The organism is Nocardiopsis metallicus, from assembly GCF_014201115.1.
Taxonomy (GTDB): Bacteria; Actinomycetota; Actinomycetes; order Streptosporangiales; family Streptosporangiaceae; genus Nocardiopsis; species Nocardiopsis metallicus.
Genome location: NZ_JACHDO010000001.1, coordinates 1,980,235 through 2,002,075, shown reverse-complemented (window position 1 = coordinate 2,002,075; position 21,841 = coordinate 1,980,235). Strand labels below are relative to the sequence as shown.

Sequence of the window (21,841 nt, the reverse complement as noted above, 5' to 3'; positions counted from 1 at the left end):
TGGGGGTAATAGGCGTATGCTGCGCTCGGGTTTTGGGGCGTCCCCTATTGTGCGTTTTTCTGGCTGGCTCCACTGCTGGAACTTCCGGAGCCGCCGGAGCCGCTGGAGCTGGCGGTTTCGGGGGTTCGGGCCTAACCGTCGAAGGTGCGGGATGGTCAGCGCGGTGTGCGGCAGAACCCTTCGACCTGGGTCTTGATTCGTTCCGCCGGGTGTCCGCGGATGCTCTCCCGGGCGTCGCCGGACGACATTTCTGCGCATTTTCCCACCGAACGCAGAACGGGCCGCGGTTGTTGCCGGGGCCCGTTCCGCACCTGGTTTCACCAAAAAAGTCTTTCGGAGACCTTCTCAGGAGACCTTCTCGGCCTGCTCGACACTCGTGCTCCCGGGTTCCCGGGGCGGGGCCAGGCGGCCGGTCCGGTGCAGCCACCAGTCAGCGGGCAGGGTGCCCAGGGGAGGGATGGACGCGGCCAGCGCCACCAGGGTCGGCCACACGCCCCAGCGCAGCCGGTAGGCGGCGGCCAGGGCCACCAGTACGTACGCGATGAAGGCTCCGCCGTGCAGCGGGCCGAAGATCTGCACGCCCAGCTCACTGCCGTTGCCGAGGTACTTGAAGTACATGCCGACGAGGAGTCCGGCCCAGGTGAAGGCCTCGAAGACGGCCACCACTCGGAAGGTTCGGGCGGTCAGGGTCGTGATGCTCAACGCGGTTCCTCGGGATCGTCATCGCGGTCGGGGAGGGGTCCCGGGGGTCGTTCCGCGGGCCGCATCCAGGCTAGACGAACTCTCTGGCGTGCTGACTCCGGGTCCCGGCTGGTTCGGCGGGGTGCGACTCCTGTCGGTGCCGGGTGCCGGGTGCCGGGTGCCGGGTGCCGGGTGCCGGGTATGCCCGGCCCGGGTGTGCGTGAAGGTGACAACCGCCTCACCCCGAGCAGGTTTCGAGTCTGTTCTTCGTGGGTGTCGGTGCGGTTTCCGGTGGTGGTGAGACTGGTGCTTTCGTTCTCATGAATCGGAGCTGAACTGGACAAATGCCATCGCTCTATGTGGTGTCCGACTGGCCGCGAGTGAGGTGCGGTCGGGCTTCGACTTCAGTCCATGTGACCCAGGTCTCCCACTGGCTCCTGTTGACATCCCGCCGTGACCCGCCGGAGACTTGCCGCGGACTTATTAGGTAAGGATTGCCTAATTAAGGCAAGCTTTGCCTTACTTTTTGCAGCTCAGCACGGCTAGGGGAACCACAGATGAGGAGGGAGAAGCGGTTGAACGGGATCGACGGTGCCGTCGCCGTGGTCACCGGAGCGGCGAGCGGTGTCGGCCGCGCGGTCGTCACCGACCTCGCCGAGCACGGGGCCCTGATCGCCGCCGTCGACATCGACCCCGACGGGCTCGCCGAGACCGTCCGCGCTCTGGAGGGCAACGGACACCAAGCCCGTGCCTTCACCGCGGACGTCACCGACACCAACGCGGTCGAAACGCTCTTCGGCGAGGTCGAGGCGCTCCTCGGGCCGGTCACCGTCGTGGTCAGCGCCGCCGGCACCCTCGCCACCGGTCCCGTCGTCGACTGTGCCGACCGTGACTGGCACCGGATGATCGCGGTCAACGCCACCGGAGTCTTCGCCGTCTGCCGAGCGGCCGCCCGCCGGATGGGACCCCGCGGCCACGGCACCCTGGTCACCGTCGCCTCCAACGCCGCGGGCGTGCCCCGATCCGGCATGGCCGCCTACGCCGCCTCCAAGGCCGCCGCCGTCGCCCTCACCAAGTCCCTGGGCCTCGAACTGGCACCCCTGGGTGTTCGCTGCAACGTCGTCTCGCCCGGCTCCACCGACACCCCGATGCTCCGCACCATGGCCGCCGACCCCCAAGCCCTGGTCGCGGGCGACCCAGAACACTTCAAGGTCGGCATCCCCCTGGGCAGAATCGGCCAGCCCGAGGACGTGGCCGCGGCCGTGCGCTTCCTCGTCTCCGACGCCGCCCGCCACATCACCATGCACGAGCTCTACGTGGACGGCGGCGCCACCCTGCGCTGACCCCACCACCCCACACCCCGACGCCTCGACCTCCACCGCCTGCGCGCCTTCACCACCGCAGTCGCCCCCTGCCCGGCGGTTCCAACCCGGCCGCCCTCCCACGTGCCTGACACAGAAAGGCCACACCCATGCCCGAACAGCGCACCGCCGCCCCCGCGGCCACGGCGGGTGAACTCCTGGCGGAGTACCGGCCAGGGGACTCGTTCTTCTCCACCGCCACGCGAGCCCTCCACGGGACGGGGGCCCTGACCACCCTGGACCGGCTCGATGCCATCCCCGCCGCCCTCGCCGAGGCGGGCGACGGAGCGCTCGCCATGGGTGCCGTCCCCTTCGACCCGGCCCAGCCCGCCCACCTGGTCGTCCCCGAGACGGTTCGCCGGTCGCCCTCCCCGGCCAGGGCCGCCAGGAGCGAGCACAAGTGGAGCCCGCTCGGCGGACAGTGGACGCTCACCCCCGTCCCCGCACCCGACGCGCACGTCGCCGCCGTCGAACGCGCGGTCAAGCTCATGGCCGAGGACACCGAGCTGCGCAAGGTCGTCCTCGCCCGCTGCCTCAAGGTGCGGAGCGACCAGGACGTGGACGTGGCCACCGTCCTGGCCAACCTGCTCTGGCGCGACCCCACCGCCTTCGTCTTCGCCGCCGACCTGCCCCAGCGCGGCTCCGGCACCCGCTCGCTGCTCGGCGCCAGCCCCGAACTCCTCATCGCCAAGCGCGGCCGCCACGTGCTCTCCAACCCCCTGGCCGGGTCCGCGCCGCGCAGCGCCGACCCCACCAAGGACCAGCGCCGCGCCGTCGGCCTGCTCACCTCCGCCAAGGACCGCCACGAACACTCCGTGGTGGTGGAGGCGGTCACCGAGGCGTTGCGCCCCTACTGCCGCAGCCTCTCCGTCCCCGCTGAACCCGAGCTGATCAAGACCGCCACCATGTGGCACCTGTCCACCCGGGTGACCGGCGAACTCACCGACCCCGACGTGCCCGCCCACCGGCTCGCCGCGGACCTGCACCCCACCCCCGCCGTGTGCGGCACCCCCACCGGGCGGGCCTTCGACACCATCGGCGGACTCGAACCCTTCGACCGCGGCTTCTACACCGGTGCCGTCGGCTACACCGACGCCGCCGGGGACGGTGAATGGGTGGTCACCATCCGCTGCGCCGACGTCGCCGGACGCACCCTGGAGCTGTACGCGGGCGGCGGGGTCATGCCCGAGTCCGACCCCGACTCCGAACTCGCCGAGACCTCGGCCAAGCTGCGTACCCTCCTGCTCGCCCTCGGCGTGGACGGGGCCGCCTGACCATGACCTCCCACCCGCGCGGCGACGCGAACCCCGCCCCGACCCCCCGGACGATCTCCGAGGGCGACTGGACCCCCTGGCCCAAGGACTTCGCCGACACCTACCGCGAGGCCGGGTACTGGACCGGCGAGACCTTCCCCGACTTCCTGCGCGAGCGCGCCACCCGCTTCGCCGGGAACACCGCCGTCGTGGACGGCGCCACCCGCTGGACCTACGCCGAACTCGACCGGCGGGCCGACTCCCTGGCCACCGGCCTGGCCCGGCTGGGCGTGGCCGAGGGCGACCGGGTCGTGGTGCACCTGCCCAACACCGCGGCACTGTTCGAGGTGGTCTTCGCGCTGTTCCGGCTGGGCGCCCTGCCGGTCTACTCGCTGCCCGCCCACCGTCGCAGCGAACTCCTGCACCTGGCCGCCACCGCCGAGGCGGTCGCCCTGGTCACCTCCGACGTCCACGCCGGGTTCGACTGCCGCCCGATGGCCGCCGAGGTGCGCGCCCAGGTCCCCGGCCTCCAACACGTGGTCGTGGCCGGAGACCCCGGAGAGCCCTCCGGCGGCCTGACCGCCCTGGCCGAGCTGCGCGCCGAACCGGACCCGGCCGTCCTCGCCGCCCCCGACCCCGGTGCCGTGGCGTTCTTCCAGCTCTCCGGCGGCACCACCGGCCTGCCCAAACTCATCCCCAGGACCCACGACGACTACCTGTACTCGGTGCGGGCCAGCGCCGACATCTGCGGACTGGACACCGACACCGTCTACCTGGGCGTCCTGCCGGTCACCCACAACTTCCCGATGAGTTCGCCCGGGTTCCTCGGCGTGCTGCACGCGGGCGGCACGGTCGTCCTGGCCCCGGACCCCAGCCCGGCCACCGCCCTGGCGCTGGTCGAGAGCGAGCGCGTCACCATCACCGCCGTGGTCCCGCCGGTGGCCATGCTCTGGCTGGACGCCGTCGAGCACGGCTCGCAAGGCCAGCGCGATCTGTCGTCCCTGCGCATGCTCCAGGTCGGCGGCGCCACCTTCCCCGAGGAGGCGGCCCGTCGGGTCACCCCGGTCCTGGGCTGCACCCTCCAGCAGGTCTTCGGCATGGCCGAGGGTCTGGTCAACTACACCCGCGACGGCGACCCCGCCGAGGTGGTCACCACCACCCAGGGCCGCCCGATCAGCGACCACGACGAGATCCTCGTCGTCGACGACCAGGACCGCCCGGTCCCCGAAGGCGAACCCGGCCACCTGTTGACCCGCGGGCCCTACACGATCCGCGGCTACTACAGGGCGCCCGAACACAACGCCACCGCCTTCACCGCCGACGGCTTCTACCGCACCGGCGACATCGTGCGCCGCCACCCCGGCGGCAACCTCGTGGTCTCCGGCCGGGCCAAGGACCAGATCAACCGCGGCGGGGAGAAGATCGGCGCCGAAGAGGTCGAGAACCACATCCTCGCCCACCCGGCCGTACACGACGCCTCCGTCGTCGCCGTCCCGGACGCCTACCTGGGTGAGCGCACCCACGCCTACGTCATCGCACGCGGCCAGGCACCCGCCCGCGGTGAGCTCCTCGCCTTCCTGCGCGAGCGCGGACTCGCCGCCTACAAGATCCCCGACCGTGTCAGCTTCGTGGACTCCTTCCCGGCCACCGCCGTCGGCAAGACCTCCAAGCGCGACCTGCGCGGCTCCACCGACCCATCCGGAGACCAGTGATGGCACTACCCACCATCGACCCCTACCCGCTACCCACCGCCGAGGAGCTGCCCGAGAACCGGGCGCACTGGACCGCGGACGCCGGTCGGGCGGTGCTGCTCGTGCACGACATGCAGCGCTACTTCCTGAGCCCCTACACCGAGGGAGCCCAGCCGGTGGCGGACGTGATCGCCAACATCGCCGCCCTGCGCGCCGCCTGCCGCGCCGCCGGGGTCCCGGTCGTGTACACGGCCAAGCCGGGCGACATGACCCCGCAGCAGCGCGGCCTGGAACGCGACTTCTGGGGCGGCGGCATGAAGGCGGTCGCCGAGCACACCGACATCACCGACGCCCTCGCCCCCGAGGACGAGGACGTGCTGCTCACCAAGTGGCGCTACAGCGCCTTCGCCCAGACCGACCTGGCCGAACGCATGGCCGCCCAGGGCCGCGACCAGATCATCGTCACCGGTGTGTACGCGCACGTCGGCTGCCAGCTCACCGCCGCCGACGCGTTCATGCGCGACATCCAGCCGTTCCTGGTCGCCGACGCCGTCGCGGACTTCAGCACCGAGCACCACCGCTCCGCCCTGGTCTACGCCGCCGGGCGCTGCGCCTGCGTGATCACCGCCGACCAGGCCCTGACCGCCCTACGGGAGGTCCCCGCCCGCACCGGGGTCTGACGTGACCGTGAACGACCACCACCGAGAAGGAACAACTGTGGCCTCCACTGACCACCCGCCCGTCGTCCACGACCTGGTCGGGGTGGGTTTCGGCCCCTCCAACCTGGGGCTGTCCATCGCCTTGGCCGAACGCCGCGACCAGGGCCGGTACCCGCCGCTGTCCGCTGTCTTCCTGGAGAGGCAGGAAGCCTTCGGCTGGCACCGGGGCATGCTCATCGACGACGCCACCATGCAGGTGTCCTTCCTCAAGGACCTGGTCACCACCCGCAACCCGGCCAGCGACTTCAGCTTCCTGTCGTTCCTGCACCACGTGGGGCGGCTGCACGACTTCATCAACCACAAGACCCTGTTCCCGCTGCGCCAGGAGTTCCACGACTACCTGACCTGGTGCGCCGAACGCGTCGCCGACCAGGTGCGCTACGGCCACGAGGTCGTCGAGGTCCGGCCCGTGTACTCGGGGGAGCGCGTCACCCACCTGGACGTGGTCGCCGAGAACGGCGCGGGGGAGCAGGCCGTGCTGCGCGCCCGCAACGTGGTCTTCGGCTCGGGCCTGCGCCCGCGCATGCCCGAGGGCGTGGAGCAGTCCGCCCGGGTGTGGCACAACGAGTACCTGCTCACCCGTCTGGGCGAGCTCGCGCCCAAGGCCGACCCGCGCTCCTTCGTGGTCGTGGGCGCCGGGCAGAGCGCGGCCGAGGTCGCCGACCACCTGCACCAGCGCTTCCCGCGCGCCCAGGTCCACGCGGTGCTCTCCCGGTACGGCTACAGCCCCTCCGACGACAGCCCCTTCGCCAACCGCATCTTCGACCCCGAGGCCGTGGACGCCTTCCACAGGGCACCGCAGGAGGTCAAGGACCAGCTCACCGGCTACCACCGCAACACCAACTACTCGGTGGTGGACCCGGATCTGATCGGTGAGCTCTACCGGCGCCACTACGCCGAGAAGGTCCACGGTGACCAGCGCCTGCACCTGCACAACACCTCGCGGGTGGCCGGGCTCAGCGAGAGCACCGAGGGTGTGGCGGTGGTCGTGGAGGACCTGGTCACCGGTAAGCAGACCCCGGTCCCCGCCAACTACGTGGTGTTCGCGACCGGCTACCACCCGGCCGACGCCCGTCCGCTGCTGGGCGAGTTGGCCGACCGGGTGGTCACCACCCCCGAGGGGCGCCCGGTCGTGGAACGCGACTACCGGGTGGCCACCGACGACACCCTGACCTGCGGTCTGTACCTGCAGGGCGGTACCGAGCACAGCCACGGGGTGTCGGCCTCCCTGCTGTCCAACATCGCGACCCGCGTCGCGGAGATCATCGACTCCGTCGCCACCCGCGCCGGAGCCCCCGCCGAAGAGAGGGCCTGACCCGTGACCCAGGAGACCGACAGCACGACCGGAACCGCCGGCACGACCGGTACGGAGTTCACGGTGGAGCGCGTGCTCGCCGAGGCCGCGCACATCCTCGCCGAACCGACCGGGGACATCGATCCCGCCGAGAACCTCTTCGACCGGGGCATGGACTCGGTCCGGATGATGAGCCTCATGGAGCGGTGGCGGGCCGCCGGGGCCGAGGTCGAGTTCGCCGACCTCGCCGAAGAGCCCACCATCCAGGCCTGGGTCACCCTCCTCAACCGCTGACCCGGCCACCCCTCGCCTCCCCTTCCGCCCTCCCCGCCTCCGCCCCGCTTCGACCCGCGTACTTCTCCGAGGAGCCCGATCCCATGGCTGACATCCACGACACCCGTTTGGGCCTGACCGGCGCCCAGGCAGGCGTCTGGTACGCCCAACAGACGGCACCGGACAGCCCGGTGTTCAACGTCGGCCAGTACACCGACATCCCCGCTGACCTGGACACCGACCGCTTCGCGACGGCGGTGCGCACGGTGGTCGCCGAGAGCGACGCCCTGCGCACCCGCGTGGTGGCCGACGGGGATCGGATCGGCCAGGTCGTAGGGGAGGGGGTTCCCCGGGAACTGGAGGTCGTCGACCTCACCGGCACCGGCGACGGTGAGGACGCGGGGGGAGACGGCGAGCACGGAGCGGTCGAGCGCGCCCTGGCCTGGATGCGCGCCGACCGCGAACGCCCGGTGGACCCCACCCGCGAACCGCTGTACCGGTACGCGCTGCTGCGGGTGGGGCCGCAGCGCTGGTTCTGGTTCCAGCGCTTCCACCACATCGCGGTGGACGCCTACGCCATCACGATGATGGCCCGCCGCGTCGCCGACGTGTACACCCGCCTGGGCCGGGGCGAGGAGATCCCGGCCAGCAGGTTCGGCGCCCTCACCGACCTGGTCGCCGACCAGGAGGCCTACGCCGCCTCCGACCGCTGCGCCCGGGACCGTGCCTACTGGAACGAGCTGCTCGCCGACCGCCCCGAACCCGCGCTGCTCTCCGCCGCCCCGCCCGCCCCGCACGCCTCCTTCCTACGGGTCCGCACCACGGTGGGCCCCGGGGTCGCCGAAGGCCTGGACGCCCTGGCAGCAGCCACCGGGGCCAAGACCACCGGCGCGACCTGGGCCGACGCCCTGGTCGGTGCCTTCGCCGCCTACACCCACCGCCTCACCGGAGCCGACGACCTCCTCCTCGGATCCCCGTCCATGGGCCGGGTCGGCTCCGTCGGCCTGCGCACCCCCGCGATGGTCGTCAACGTGCTGCCGCTGCGCCTGCGCACCACCTCGGCCCACACCGTGTCCGAGGTGATCGCGCACACCGCCGCCGCCCAGCGCGACCTGCGCACCCACCAGCGCTACCGTTCCGAACAGCTGCGCCGCGACCTCTCCGCCGTCGGCGACCGTTTCGGGCTCTACGGACCCGAGATCAACGTCAAGCTCTTCGACTACACCTTCACCTTCGACGGCGTCCCCTCCACCACCACCAACCTCTCCGAGGGGCCGGTCGACGACATCGCCGTGTCCGTCTACCGGCCCGCCACCGGCGGCCTGGTCCTGGAAGCCAACGCCAACGACGCCCGCTACGACCGGCGCGGCGCCCGCGCCCGCCTGGACGGCTTCGCGCGCTTCCTCACCGGCTTCGCCGGCGCCGACGCCTCGACCACGGTGGCCGCCCTGGACACCACCGACCCGACCGGCGCCCCGCTGGTCACCCCCGCGGTGGCCCAGGACCCGCTCACCGTCCCCGAACTCCTTTCCCGGGCTGCCACCGCCGAACCCGACGCCACCGCGCTCGTACACGGTGACACCCACCTGACCAGGGCCGGGTTCGCCGACCGGGTCGACCGCCTCGCCCAACTGCTGCGCGAGGCCACCGTCGGCCCCGGCGACGTGGTCGCCCTCGCCCTGCCCCGCTCAGTCGAGCTGGTCGTCGCCCTCTTCGCGGTCCTGCGCGCGGGCGCCGCCTACGTCCCCCTGGACCCCGAACACCCCGCCGACCGGATCGGGCACGTCCTCGCCGACGCCCGACCCACCCTCGTCCTGGCCGACTCCACCACCTCGCACCGCCTACCCGAGACCGCCGAGGCCCGCCTGCTGGAACTCGACACCGACGAGGTCCGCACCGCCCTGGCCCAGCAGTGCGGCGGCGCGCTCCCCGCCCCCGACCCCCGCTCGGCCGCCTACCTCATCTACACCTCCGGCTCCACCGGAAAGCCCAAGGGCGTGGTGATCGAACACCGCGCCCTGGCCGCCCTGGCCGCCACCCAGCGCGCCCACCTGGGCCAGTACCTGCCCGAGCGGGCGAGGATCGGTCACACCGGTTCGTTCACCTTCGACGCCTCCTGGGACACCCTCCTGGGCCTGGTCCACGGCCACGAACTCCACCTGCTCGACTCCGACCTGCTCTTCGACCACGCCCGCCTGGCCGCGCACGCGGCCGAGCAGCGCCTCGACCACCTGGACTTCACCCCCACCTACCTCCAGGGCCTGCTCGACTCCGGCGAGCTCCACCACCCGCCCGCCCTGGTCACCTTCGGCGGCGAGGCCTGCCCCCAGCGCCTGTGGGACCGGCTGCGCGCCCTGCCCGGCACCCGCGCCCTCAACTTCTACGGGCCCACCGAGAACACCGTGGACGCCCTGGTCTGCGACGTGCGCGACAGCGAGGAGTGCGCCATCGGCCGCCCCGTCGCGGGTGTGCGCGCCCACATCCTGGACGCCGCCCTGCGCCCGGTCCCGGCCGGCGTGCCCGGCGACCTGTACCTGTCCGGCGACCAGCTCGCCCGCGGGTACGCGGGCCGTCCCGCGCTGACCGCCGAACGCTTCGTAGCCGACCCCTACGGCCCGCCCGGCACCCGCATGTACCGCACCGGCGACCGCGCCCTGCTCCGCGAGGACGGCAACGTCGCCTACCTGGGACGCGCCGACGGCCAGGTCCAGGTCCGCGGCTACCGGGTCGAGCCCGGCGAGGTCGACGCGGTGGCCCGTACCCACCCCCGGGTGGGCCAGTGCGCCACCGTGGTCCGCCGCACCCCGGCCGGAGCCGCCCAACTCGTCGCCTACGTGGTCGCGGCCGCGACGGAGCCGTCCGGCGCGGAAGGCACCGCGGAGTCGGCCGGGCCAGCCGCGGAACTCACCGAGCAGGAGGTACGCGACCACCTCTCCGTGCGCCTGCCCGACTACATGGTGCCCACCCGCGTGGTGACCCTGGAGCGGCTACCGCTCAACTCCAGCGGCAAGGTCGACACCCGCGCCCTGCCCGAACCCGCCGCCCCGACCACCGGCGCCGGTGCGACCGAGCCCGGTACCCCCGCCGAGCACGCCCTCCTCGGCATCCTGCGCGAGGTCCTCGGTACCGACCTCGGCCCGCACGACGACTTCTTCCGCCTCGGCGGCGACAGCATCCTCGCCATCCAGGCGGTCAACCGCGCCCGTTCCGCCGGACTGGAACTGGCCGTGCGCGACGTGTTCGAGGCGCCGACCGCCGCCGGACTCGCCACCCGCGCGGGCGCCGCCGTCAACGCCCCGCGCGTACCCGACAACCCGGTCGGCGAGGTCGAGCCCACCCCCGTCACCGCCCAACTCCTCGCCGAGGGCGGACCCCGCCCCCGCTTCACCCAGTCCCAGGTGCTGTGGACCCCGGCCGGGATCACCCGGGACCTCCTCACCGCCGCCCTGCGCGCCGTCGTCGCCCACCACGGAGCCCTGCGCCTGCGCCTGCGTGAGGGCCGGATGGACGTCCTGCCCGCCAGGGATCTGCGCGGCTTCGACCCCCTCATCCGGGTGGACGCCGCCGGGCTGACCGAAGACGCCCTGACCGACCTGGTCCAACAGGAGGCGGCCCGCGCCCACACCCGCATCGACCTCACCGGGGGGCGCCCGCTCACCGCCGTGTGGTTCGACAGCGGTCCCGACCGCATGGGACAACTCCTGATCCAGGTCCACCACCTGGCCGTGGACGGTGTGTCCTGGCGCGTCATCGGCCCCGACCTCGCCGACGCCGTCGCCGCCCTGAGCGCGGGCCGCGCCGTCCAGCTGCCCGGCGCGGGCACATCCTTGCGCCGCTGGACCACCCTGCTCCAGCAGGAGGCCCGCCATCCCGGCCGCCTCGCCGAACTCGACCACTGGACCGAGCAGACCGACCCCGCCCGCCACCACCGCCTGGGCGCCCGCGACCTGGACCCCGACCGCGACGTGGTCGCCACCCGCCACAGCCTCGAACTCGAACTCGACCCCGAGCTCACCCACCAGGTCCTCACCGGCATCGGCGCCACCTACCGCGTCGGAGCCGAGGAAGTCCTCCTGGCCGCCCTCACCCTCGCCACCGACCAGCGCCTCCTGGTCGAACTCGAAGGCCACGGCCGCCGCGACCTGCTCACCGCACCCGCGGACCTGGCCCGCACGGTCGGCTGGCTGACCACATCCCACCCGGTCGCACTCACCCCCGGCGCCGACCCCGTCCGTACCCTCAAGCGGGTCAAGGAGACCCTGCGCGCCACCCCCGGGCACGGCCTCGGCTACGGTCTCCTGCGCCACCTCAACCCCGAGACCGCGCCCCGGCTCACCGGCCGCGCTCGTCCCGACGTCCTCTTCAACTACCTCGGCCGCTTCGGCGCCCCCGCCGCCCAACCCTGGGAGTCGGCCCCCGCCACCACCCGGGTCATGCTCGGCGAGGACCCCGACCAGCCCCTCACCCACGGCCTGGAGATCGGCGCCATCGCCCACGAGGGCCACGGCGGCCCCCGCCTGCACCTGACGCTGCGCTGGGCGCCCGGCGTCCACGACCACCACGGCGTCCGCACTCTGGCCGATGACCTCACCGCCGCCTTGCGCGCCCTGGCCGAAGCCGCCACCGACCCCGGCCCACACACCCTCACCCCCTCCGACCTGCCCCTCCTCGAACTCGAACCCTCCCGGATCGAGCAGGTCGAGCGCGCCTGGGCGCACACCTGCGGTGACCCCGCGGCCCGCGTGGCCGAACTCTGGCCCGCCACCCCGCTCCAGTCGGGCCTGGTCTTCCACAGCCTCTACGGCTCCGGCCACGACGCCTACACCGCCCAGTCAGCCGTGCGGGTCGACGGCGCCCTCGACCCCGAGCGCCTGCGCCGTGCCGCCGCGCTCCTGCTGGAGCACCACCCCAGCCTGCGCGCGGGCTTCCACGCCGAGGGCGAGGACCTGATCCAGTTCGTCCCGGCCGCCCTCGAACCCCGCTGGCGCAGCGTCGACCTGTCCGAGCACCCCGACCCGCGCACCGCACTCGAACAGCTGCGCGCTGATGAGCTCGCCACCCCCTTCGACCTCGCCCACCCGCCGCTGCTGCGCTTCACCCTGGTACGCCTGAACCCCACCCGCCACGTGCTGGTCACCACCGACCACCACACCCTCCTGGACGGCTGGTCCACGCCACTGTTCCTGCGCGAGCTCTTCGACCGCTACGCGCGGTCGGACACCCCCGCGCCCAGCACGCACTTTCGGGACTACCTCGCCTGGCTGGCCGACCGCGACACCGACGCCGCCGACCACGCCTGGTCCACCGAACTCGCCGACCTGAGCGGTCCCACCCTGCTCGCCCCCGAGGCACCCGCCCACGGCGGTCGCGGACAGCGGGTCATCACCGCCGCGCTCACTCCGGAGGAGACCGACCGGGCGGCGGCCACCGCCCGGGCCCTGGGCGTCACCACCAACACCCTCGTCCAGGCGGCCTGGGCCCTGGTCCTGGGTACGGCCACCGGACGCACCGACGTCGTCTTCGGCGCCACCGTCTCCGGCCGCCCCGCCGACCTGCCCGGCGTGGAGTCCACCCTGGGCCTGTTCATCAACACCGTGCCGGTCCGCGTGCGCACCGCCCCCGGCACCCCGCTCGCCGAACTGCTCACCGACCTCCAGCGCCGCCAGGCCGCCCTTTCCGAGCACCACCACACCGGCCTGACCCGCGCCCAGGAACTGTCCGGGTACGCGCCCCTCTTCGACACCCTGCTGGTGTTCGAGAACTTCCCGGCCCGCGCCGCCCTGGCCGACCACGACCACGCCGGGGTCCGCCTCACCGACGTCCAGGTCGAGGACGCCACCCACTACCCGGTCTCCCTGAACGTCTTCCCCGGCCAGAGCCTGGGCCTGCGCCTGTACCACCGCCCCGACGCCGTCGGCGCGGACCAGGCCGAGGCGCTCCTCGACCGCCTGCGCGCGGTCATCAACCAGATCGCCGGCCAGCCCGAGCTGTCGGTCGCCGAGATCGCCACCACCACCCCGACCGAACGCGACCAGCTGATCGAGGGCTTCAACCGCACCGCGACCGCCGTCACCGCGGCCCGCCCCTGCGACGCCCTCGCCGACTGGGCGGCCTGGGCGCCCAGCAGTACGGCCGTGGTCGACACCGAGGGCGAGCACACCTACGCCGAACTCGACGTGTGGGTGGAGGAGATCGCCGCCCTGCTGCGCGCGAACCGGGTCCGCCCCGGCCAGGTCGTGGGTGTGGCGGTGCCGCGTTCGGTGGACATGCTGGCGTCGCTGTTGGCGGTGCAGCGGGTGGGTGGTGTGTACCTGCCGTTGGACCCGGAGTTCCCGGCCGACCGGTTGGCGTACATGCTCGCTGATTCCGGTGCGGTCCTCGTTCTCACCGGCGGGGGAGTGGAGGCCCCCGCCGGTGTCAGTACCCCTGCGCTGGACCTTTCCGTCCTGGGCCCCGAGGGTCCCGAAGGCCCCGCGGCGACCCCGGCCCCCGACCAGGGTTCAGGCAGCACGGCTGCGGCCGAGCGCCTGGCCGCGGCCCCGGCAGACGGACCGGCCGCGACCACCGGCCCGGTGCCGGGCAACGGCCCCACGGACGCCGACTCGGTGGCGTACGTCCTATACACCTCCGGTTCCACCGGTAAGCCCAAGGGTGTGGTGATCAGTCACCGCAACCTGGCCAACTTCCTCACCGACATGGGTCAGCGCTTCCCGCTCTCCCCGGGTGAGCGCTGGCTGGCGGTGACCACGGTGAGTTTCGACATCTCCGCCCTGGAGCTGTACCTGCCATTGCTCTTCGGGGCCACGGTGGTCCTCGCCGACAAGGACACCGTCCGCGACCCCCGCCTGCTCAGCGAACTGGCCGCCACCTCCGGTGCCACGATCATGCAGGCCACCCCGTCACTGTGGCGTTCCCTCACCGAACACGACCCGGCCACCCTGGCCCCGCTCCGCGTCCTGGTCGGCGGTGAGGCGGTACAGCCGCCGCTGGCCGTCACACTCGCCGAACACTCCCGGGGCGCGCACAACGTCTACGGGCCCACCGAGACCACCATCTGGTCCACCACCATTCCCCTGGGCACCACCGGTCCCGTCACCATCGGGCGCCCCATGGCCAACACCCGGGTGTACGTGCTGGACGCGGCCCTGCGCCCGGTTCCCGTGGGGGTCGAGGGTGACCTGTACATCGCGGGCGCGGGGGTCGGACTCGGCTACCACCAGCGCTTCGGCCTGACCGCCGAACGCTTCGTCGCCGACCCCTTCGGCCCGCCCGCGTCCCGCATGTACCGCACCGGCGACCTCGCCCGCTGGCGCGCGGACGGCACCCTGGACTTCCTCGGCCGCGCCGACTTCCAGGTGAAGGTGCGCGGCTTCCGGATCGAGCTCGGCGAGATCGAGACCGCCCTGCTGTCCGCCCCGGGCGTCGCCCAGGCCGTGGTCACCGCCCGCGAGGACGAGTCCGGCAGGGCCTGGCTCGCCGCCCACGTCGTCCCCACTGCCAGCTCAGGTCTCTCGGTCGCTGACCTGCGGGCTCACGTGGCGGCTCAGCTGCCCGAGTACATGGTTCCCTCGGCCATCGTGGTCACGGACGCCCTTGCGCTCACAGCCAACGGCAAGGTCGACCGCAAGGCCCTCCCCGACCCCGGCGGCTCCCTCCGGCAGGGCCGGGCCCCCGCCACCGCGCGGGAGGAGATCCTCTGCGCAATCCTCGCCGACGTCCTCGGCAGGCAGACGGTCGGACCGGACGAGGACTTCTTCACCCTGGGCGGGCACTCCCTGCTCGCCACCCGCGTGGCGGCGCGGGTCCGGGCCCTCCTCGGCGCCGACGTGGGCGTGCGCGACCTGTTCGAAGCCCCCACCGCGGCCGCCCTGGCCCGCCGCACCGAGAAGACCGCCCACAGCCGACCCTGCGTCACCCCGCGTTCCACGGACCAGCCGCGCCGCCTGTCCCACGCCCAGCACCGGCTCTGGCTCGTCGACCGCCTGCACGAGTCCGGTGGCGCCTACAACGTGCCCCTCGCGGTGCGCGTCGCCGATTCCCTGGACCCCGAAACCCTCCGCGCCGCCGTCGCCGACCTGGTCGCACGCCACGAAGTACTGCGCACCGTCATCCGGGCCGACCCCGACCAGCCCGGCACCCCCGTCCCGCACCTGCTGGAGGCCGACCCCGACGACCCCTCGGATCTGGTCGACGTCGCGGCGGAGCACATCAGCGAGCCTGTGGACGCGGCGCTCGCCCGTATCACCGCCCAGCCCTTCGACCTCGCCGAACGCCCGCCCCTGCGGGTCCGCCTGCTCACCGGTCCCGGTTCCGGCTGTGTCCTGCTGATCGTCCTGCACCACATCGTCGCCGACGAGTGGTCCTTCGGGCCGCTCCTGGCCGACCTGGACGCCGCCTACCGGGCCCGTGCCGCGGGCCGAGCCCCCGACTGGGCGCCGCTGCCGCTCCAGTACGCCGACTACGCCGCCTCCCGTGCGGACTGGCTCGGCACCGCCGAGGACCCCGAAAGCCCGCTCAGCCAGCGACTCGACCACTGGCGTCGCAGCCTGGACGGTCTCCCCGACGAACTCGCCCTGCCCACCGACCGCCCCCGACCCGCCGTCGCCTCGCACACCGGGGGCCTCGCCCGGACCCCCGTCGACCCCGAACTCCACACGGCCCTGCGCGAGCTGGCCGCCGACCACGGCGTCACCGTGTTCATGGTGGTCCAGGCGGCCGTCGCCACCCTCCTGCACCGCCTCGGCGCGGGCGAGGACATCCCCCTGGGCAGCCCGGTCGCCGACCGCGCCGACGAGGGCCTCCAGGACGCGGTCGGATTCTTTCTCAACACCCTGGTCCTGCGCCTGGACCTGTCCGGGCGGCCGACCTTCGCCGAACTCCTCGCCCGGGTGCGCGAGGTCGACCTGGCGGGCTTCGCCAACGCCGACGCGCCCTTCGACGCCGTGGTCGAGGCGCTGCGCCCGGAGCGCTCGGTCAGCCGACACCCGCTGTTCCAGACGATGGTGTCCTACCAGCGCAGGCCCGAGGGCGCCGACCAGCTCTTCGGCTCGACCACCCACCTGGTCGAGATCCCGCTGGAGACCGCCAAGTTCGACCTGGAGTTCGCCTACATCGAGGACCCGCAGCAGGGAACCCGACTGGCGCTCAACCACTCCGCGGACCTGTTCGACGCCTCGACGGCCCAGATGATGGCCGACCGTCTCGTGCGGCTGCTGAGCCAGGTCGCGGCCGCCCCCGAGCTGTCCATCGGCGAGATCGACGTGCTCGGCGACAGCGAACGCGACCAGCTGATCGAGGGCTTCAACCGCACCGGGACCGCCATCACCGCGGCCCGCCCCTGCGACGCCCTGGTGGACTGGGCCAAGCGTGCACCCGAGGCGATCGCGGTCGAGGACGGTTCGGGAACCCACACCTACGCCGCCGTTCTCGAACGGGTGACGGCGATCGCGGGCCTGCTCCGGCAGCGGGGTGTCGAACCCGGCCAGGTCGTGGGTGTGGCGGTGCCGCGTTCGGTGGACATGCTGGCGTCGCTGTTGGCGGTGCAGCGGGTGGGTGGTGTGTACCTGCCGTTGGACCCGGAGTTCCCGGCCGACCGGTTGGCGTACATGCTCGCTGATTCCGGTGCGGTCCTCGTTCTCACCGGCGGGGGAGTGGAGGCCCCCGCCGGTGCCACCACCCCGGTCCTGGACCTGGACGGAGCACGTCCTGGTCAGGGCGCTCAGGGTGCCCATGGTTCCGAGAGCACCCCGACGGACGCCGACTCGGTGGCGTACGTCCTGTACACCTCCGGTTCCACCGGTAAGCCCAAGGGTGTGGTGATCAGTCACCGCAACCTGGCCAACTTCCTCACCGACATGGGTCAGCGCTTCCCGCTCTCCCCGGGTGAGCGCTGGCTGGCGGTGACCACGGTGAGTTTCGACATCTCCGCCCTGGAGCTGTACCTGCCGCTGCTGGCGGGGGCCACGGTGGTCCTCGCCGACAAGGACACCGTCCGCGACGGGGTGGCCCTCGCCGACCTGCTGGAAGGCGGCGGGATCGGGATCATGCAGGCCACCCCCACCCTGTGGCGGATGCTCCTGGAGACCAAACCCGAGGTCCTGCGCGACCTCCGCGTACTGGTCGGCGGCGAAGCCCTGCCGCAGGCGCTGGCCGATGACCTCGCCGCGCACGCACCGCAGGTCACCAACGTCTACGGGCCCACCGAGACCACCATCTGGTCCACCACCTCTCCGGTTCACACGGACGATCCGGTCTCCATCGGTCGCCCCATGGCCAACACCCGGGTCTACGTGCTCGACGCCGACCTGCAGCCGGTCCCGGCCGGGGTCCCCGGCGACCTGTACATCGCGGGCGCGGGGGTCGGACTCGGCTACCACCAGCGCTTCGGCCTGACCGCCGAACGCTTCGTCGCCGACCCGTACGCCACCCCGGACCAGCAGGGTTCCCGGATGTACCGCACCGGTGACCTGGCCCGTTGGCAGCCCGACGGCACCCTGGACTTCCTGGGCCGCGCCGACTTCCAGGTGAAGGTGCGCGGCTTCCGGATCGAGCTCGGCGAGATCGAGACGGCACTCGCCCGCCTCGACAGTGTCGCCCAGGCCGTGGTCACCGCCCAGGAGGGGACCGACGGCCGCCACCGCCTCGTCGCCTACCTCACGGCAGTGCAGGCCGTGCCCGAACCGGTCGACCTGCGGGCCGCGCTCTCCGCGCAGTTGCCCGGCTACATGATCCCCTCGGCCTTCGTTCCGCTGGACTCCTGGCCGCTCACCGCCAACGGCAAGGTCGACCGCAAGGCGCTGCCCGACCCGTCGACCACAGCCAGTGACCGACCCGCCGGGCGGGCCCCCGCCACCGAGGCCGAACACGCCCTGTGCGCGGTGTACGCCGACGTCCTCGGCCTCGACGAGGTCGGAGCCGACCAGGACTTCTTCGCCCTGGGCGGCGACAGCGTCCTCACCCTGCGCCTGGTCGGCGGGGCCCGCCAGGCCGGGTGGACCGTCACCGGTCGCCAGGTCTTCCGCCACCCCGTGGTCGCCGACCTGGCAGCCGTGGCCGAGCCCGCCTCCCCAACCGAACCCGAACCCGCTCCCGCCGCTCCGGAGGAACCCTTGATCTCCCTGGCCCCCGGCCAGCTCGACCAGCTCGAATCGATGTGGAGGAAGCGGCGATGATCCAGCCCACCGACCCCACCCCCGCCCCCCACTCGTCCGCCTCCGACGGGCCCGCTCCGGGAGCGATCGCCGACGTCCTGCCGCTCAGCCCGCTCCAGGAAGGGCTGCTGTTCCACCACGCCCTCTCCGGGGGCGAGGGAGACGTATACGGCATCCAGCTGCGCGTCGAACTCCTCGGCCGGGTCGATCCGGAACGCCTCCGCCTGGCCGCGGCGGCGCTGCTCGGACGACACCCGAACCTGCGTGCGGGTTTCCTGCACGAGGAGCTCGACCAGCCGGTCCAGTTCGTCCCCGCCGACACCGATCTCGACTGGACCCGCACCGATCTGGGCACGAGCACCGGTCCCGCGCACCCGGGGGCCCTGAGGGCGGCCGAGGAACGGGTGGCCGAGCAGGAGTTCGCGAAGGGGTTCGACCTTTCGGCGCCGCCGCTCATCCGGTTCCACGCCCTCACCACCGACCCCGCCCGCACCGTCTTGGTGGTCACCGCCCATCACGTGCTGCTCGACGGCTGGTCGCTGCCGATCCTCGCCCGCGACCTCCTGCGCTTGTACGAGGCCAACGGCGACGGCGCGGCCCTGCCCGCCGCCCCGCGCTACCGCGACCACCTGGCCTGGCTCAACGGCCGTGACCACGAGTCGGCCCGCAAGGCATGGGCCGCCGCTCTGGAGAGCCTGCCCGAACCCACCCTGCTCGCCTGCGCCGACACCGGCACACCCGATCCCGCGCGGGCCGCAATCGAATCAGTCCTCGGGGCCGACTCCAGCCAGCGGCTCCGCGCCCTCGCGGCCCAAACCGGGGTCACCGTGAACACCGTCCTCCAGGTGACCTGGGCGCTGACGCTCGCCGCGCACACCGGCCGCGGCGACGTCGTCTTCGGTCAGCCCGTCTCCGGGCGTCCTCCCGAGCTCACCGGCTCCCAGGACACCGTGGGCCTGTTCACCAACACCCTCCCGGTCCGGGTCGCCCTCGACCCCGCCGAACCCCTCGCCGACCTGCTCACCCGAGTCCGGATGGACCAGGCCGACCTGCTGGACCACCAGTGGACCGGCCTGGCCGAGGTGCAGCGCGCAGCCGGGCACGGAACCCTCTTCGACACCCTCCTGGTCGTCGAGAACTACCCGCTCGACGAGGCCGCCGCCCGGGCCGACCACGCCGGTGTCCGCGCCGGGGAGATCCAGGTCCGCGACGCCACCCACTACCCGGCCATGCTCACCGTCCTGCCGGACGAGGGCCCCGACCGGAGCACCCTGCTGCGCCTGGACCACCTGCCCGCAGCGGTACCCGAACCCGCCGCCCGCCAGCTGCTCGAACTCTTTGAGCACCTACTCGCCCAGGTCTGCACCGATCCCCGGCGGACCCCGCGCGAGCTCGACCTGCTCACGCCGGATCAGCACTCAGAGCTCTCCCGCCACAACAGCACCGCACACCCCACCACCCACAGCACCATCACCGCGCTGCTCGCGGCCGCCGAGCGGGCCCACCCGGACCGGCCCGCCGTCGTCGCGGAGGACCGCGAACTCACCTACCGGCAGCTACACGGCGACGCCGCCCGCCTCGCCCGCCTGCTCAGCGAACACGGAGCCGGTCCCGATACCGCCGTGGCGGTGGCCCTGCCGCGCGGAACCGAACTGGTCACCGCTCTGGTAGCGGCCGTACGCAGCGGCGGTGCCTACCTCCCGCTGGACCTGGACCAGCCGCCCGGGCGCCTGGCCGACATGGCTGAGCGCGCCGGCGCGATCGTCGTGATCACCACCTCGGCACAGCGGGAGGCCCTCGCCGACCTGCCCGACGACATCGTTCGCATCGAACTCGACGACCCGGCCACCCGGGCCCGTCTGGCCGGGCGCACGCCCCTGCCGTGGGCGGAACCGCACCCGGATCAGCTCGCCTACACCCTGTTCACCTCCGGCTCCACCGGCCGCCCCAAGGGCGTCGGGGTCTCCCACCGAGCCATCGCCAACCGCGTCGAGTGGACTCAAGCCGCCTACCAGCTCACCTCCGAGGACCGCATCGCACAGAAGACCCCGATCGGCTTCGACGTCTCGGTGTGGGAGTTCCTCTGGCCGCTGGCCGTCGGAGCGGCCATCGTCCCGGCCCGCCCGGACGGCCACCGGGACCCCGTCTACCTGGTCGAGTTCCTGGCCGAGCAGCACGTGACGGTCTGCCACTTCGTCCCGGCCATGCTCCGCCTGTTCCTCGACGAACTCCCTCCGGCGCCTGCGCGGACCGGCCGCCCGGCCAGCCTCCGCCTGGTCATCGCCAGCGGCGAGGCACTCACCGGCGACCTCGCCCGAGCCTTCGCCGAAGCCCTGCCCGCCACCCGGCTGGAGAACCTCTACGGCCCCACCGAGGCGGCCATCGACGTCACCTCCCACCCCGCCGCCGTACCCGGTCCTCCTCCCGCCGTACCCGGCACCGGACCGGGCGGTCCGGTCCCCATCGGCCACCCGGTCTGGAACACCACCCTGCACGTCCTCGACCACGCCCTGCGCCCGGTCCCGCCCGAAGCTGTGGGAGAGCTCTACCTCGGCGGGGTCCAGCTCGCCCGCGGCTACACGGGCCGCCCAGACCTCACGGCGGCCCGGTTCGTCGCCGACCCCTCCGGCCCGCCCGGAGCCCGTCTCTACCGCACCGGGGACCTGGTGCGCCGCCGAGCCGGCGGCGCCCTCGTCTACCTCGGACGCTCCGACGACCAGGTCAAGATCAACGGAGTGCGCGTCGAACCAGGGGAGGCCGAAGCGGTCCTGCGCGCCCTGGACGGAGTCGCCGACGCCGCCGTCACCGTCCGTACCGGCGCCACGGGCCCCGCGGGAGGCAGTACCGCCCTCGCCGGATACGCCGTCCCGGCCCCCGGTCTGGCCCCGGACCCAGAACACCTGCGCGCCCAACTCGCCGCGGCACTGCCTCCGGCCCTGGTGCCCGCCACCGTCACCGTCCTGGACCGCCTGCCCCTGAGCGTCAACGGCAAGCTCGACCGCAAGGCCCTGCCCGAACCCGCACCGGTTCCCGGCCCCGGCCGTCCCCCGGAGGGCGAGGCCGAACGCACCCTGTGCTCGGCCGCGGCCGACATCCTCGGCCTGGCCGCGGACCAGGTCCCCGCCGACGCCGACTTCTTCGCCCTGGGCGGAGACAGCGTCACCTCCATCCGGCTGGTCGGGCGGGCCCGCGCCGCCGGGCTGGAACTGACCGTGCGCGACGTCTTCACCCACCGCACCCCGCAGCGCCTCGCCGAACACGCCGAGCGGGCCGCCGCCCAGCCCTCCCCGGGGCCGCACACCGAGGGCCCCGACCCCGCACCGGCGCAAGGGGACGAGTTCGCCGACCTGCTCGACGCGGGCGAGATGGGCCGGCTCCAGCAGCTCTGGGACACCCGGGACTGACCCCGCGGCCGCAGA

General features: G+C 73.1%; 9 protein-coding genes. 8 read left to right on the top strand and 1 reads right to left on the bottom strand.

Translation table 11 applies throughout. From position 1 onward, the window contains the following. Positions 1-345: 345 nt before the first annotated feature. The gene (locus tag HNR07_RS08550; protein WP_184364154.1) at positions 346-702 is read right to left on the bottom strand and encodes a DUF3817 domain-containing protein; all 357 of its coding nucleotides are present in this window, start codon (positions 700-702) and stop codon (positions 346-348) included. A gap of 536 nt (positions 703-1,238) precedes the next feature. Here HNR07_RS08550 and HNR07_RS08545 point away from each other — a divergent pair. The 8 genes from HNR07_RS08545 to HNR07_RS08515 all read left to right on the top strand — a co-directional run bounded on the left by HNR07_RS08545 (position 1,239) and on the right by HNR07_RS08515 (position 21,826). Then, on the top strand, positions 1,239-2,024 hold the full coding sequence (locus HNR07_RS08545; RefSeq protein ID WP_376769911.1) for a 2,3-dihydro-2,3-dihydroxybenzoate dehydrogenase: 786 nt from the start codon (positions 1,239-1,241) through the stop codon (positions 2,022-2,024). A gap of 128 nt (positions 2,025-2,152) precedes the next feature. After that, on the top strand, positions 2,153-3,316 hold the full coding sequence (locus HNR07_RS08540; protein WP_184364152.1) for an isochorismate synthase: 1,164 nt from the start codon (positions 2,153-2,155) through the stop codon (positions 3,314-3,316). Positions 3,317-3,318: 2 nt separating this feature from the next. Continuing rightward, positions 3,319-5,007 (top strand): (2,3-dihydroxybenzoyl)adenylate synthase, encoded by a 1,689-nt coding sequence (locus HNR07_RS08535; protein ID WP_184364150.1) that lies wholly within the window; start codon positions 3,319-3,321, stop codon positions 5,005-5,007. After that, positions 5,007-5,666: an isochorismatase family protein gene (locus HNR07_RS08530; RefSeq protein WP_184364148.1), complete on the top strand. Its 660-nt coding sequence runs from the start codon at positions 5,007-5,009 to the stop codon at positions 5,664-5,666. Before HNR07_RS08535 ends, HNR07_RS08530 begins: the two co-directional genes overlap by 1 nt. A 37-nt stretch (positions 5,667-5,703) precedes the next feature. Beyond that, a complete protein-coding gene (locus HNR07_RS08525) occupies positions 5,704-7,020 on the top strand; it encodes a lysine N(6)-hydroxylase/L-ornithine N(5)-oxygenase family protein (RefSeq protein WP_312893687.1) in 1,317 nt (438 codons plus the stop codon). A gap of 3 nt (positions 7,021-7,023) precedes the next feature. After that, positions 7,024-7,293, top strand: a complete 270-nt coding sequence (locus HNR07_RS34305) for a phosphopantetheine-binding protein (protein ID WP_312893686.1) — start codon at positions 7,024-7,026, stop codon at positions 7,291-7,293. An 83-nt stretch (positions 7,294-7,376) separates the two neighbouring features. Continuing rightward, a complete protein-coding gene (locus HNR07_RS08520) occupies positions 7,377-18,443 on the top strand; it encodes a non-ribosomal peptide synthetase (protein ID WP_184364146.1) in 11,067 nt (3,688 codons plus the stop codon). Beyond that, positions 18,440-21,826, top strand: coding sequence for a non-ribosomal peptide synthetase (locus HNR07_RS08515; RefSeq protein ID WP_184364145.1), 3,387 nt, complete (start codon positions 18,440-18,442; stop codon positions 21,824-21,826). Before HNR07_RS08520 ends, HNR07_RS08515 begins: the two co-directional genes overlap by 4 nt. Positions 21,827-21,841: the final 15 nt, after the last annotated feature.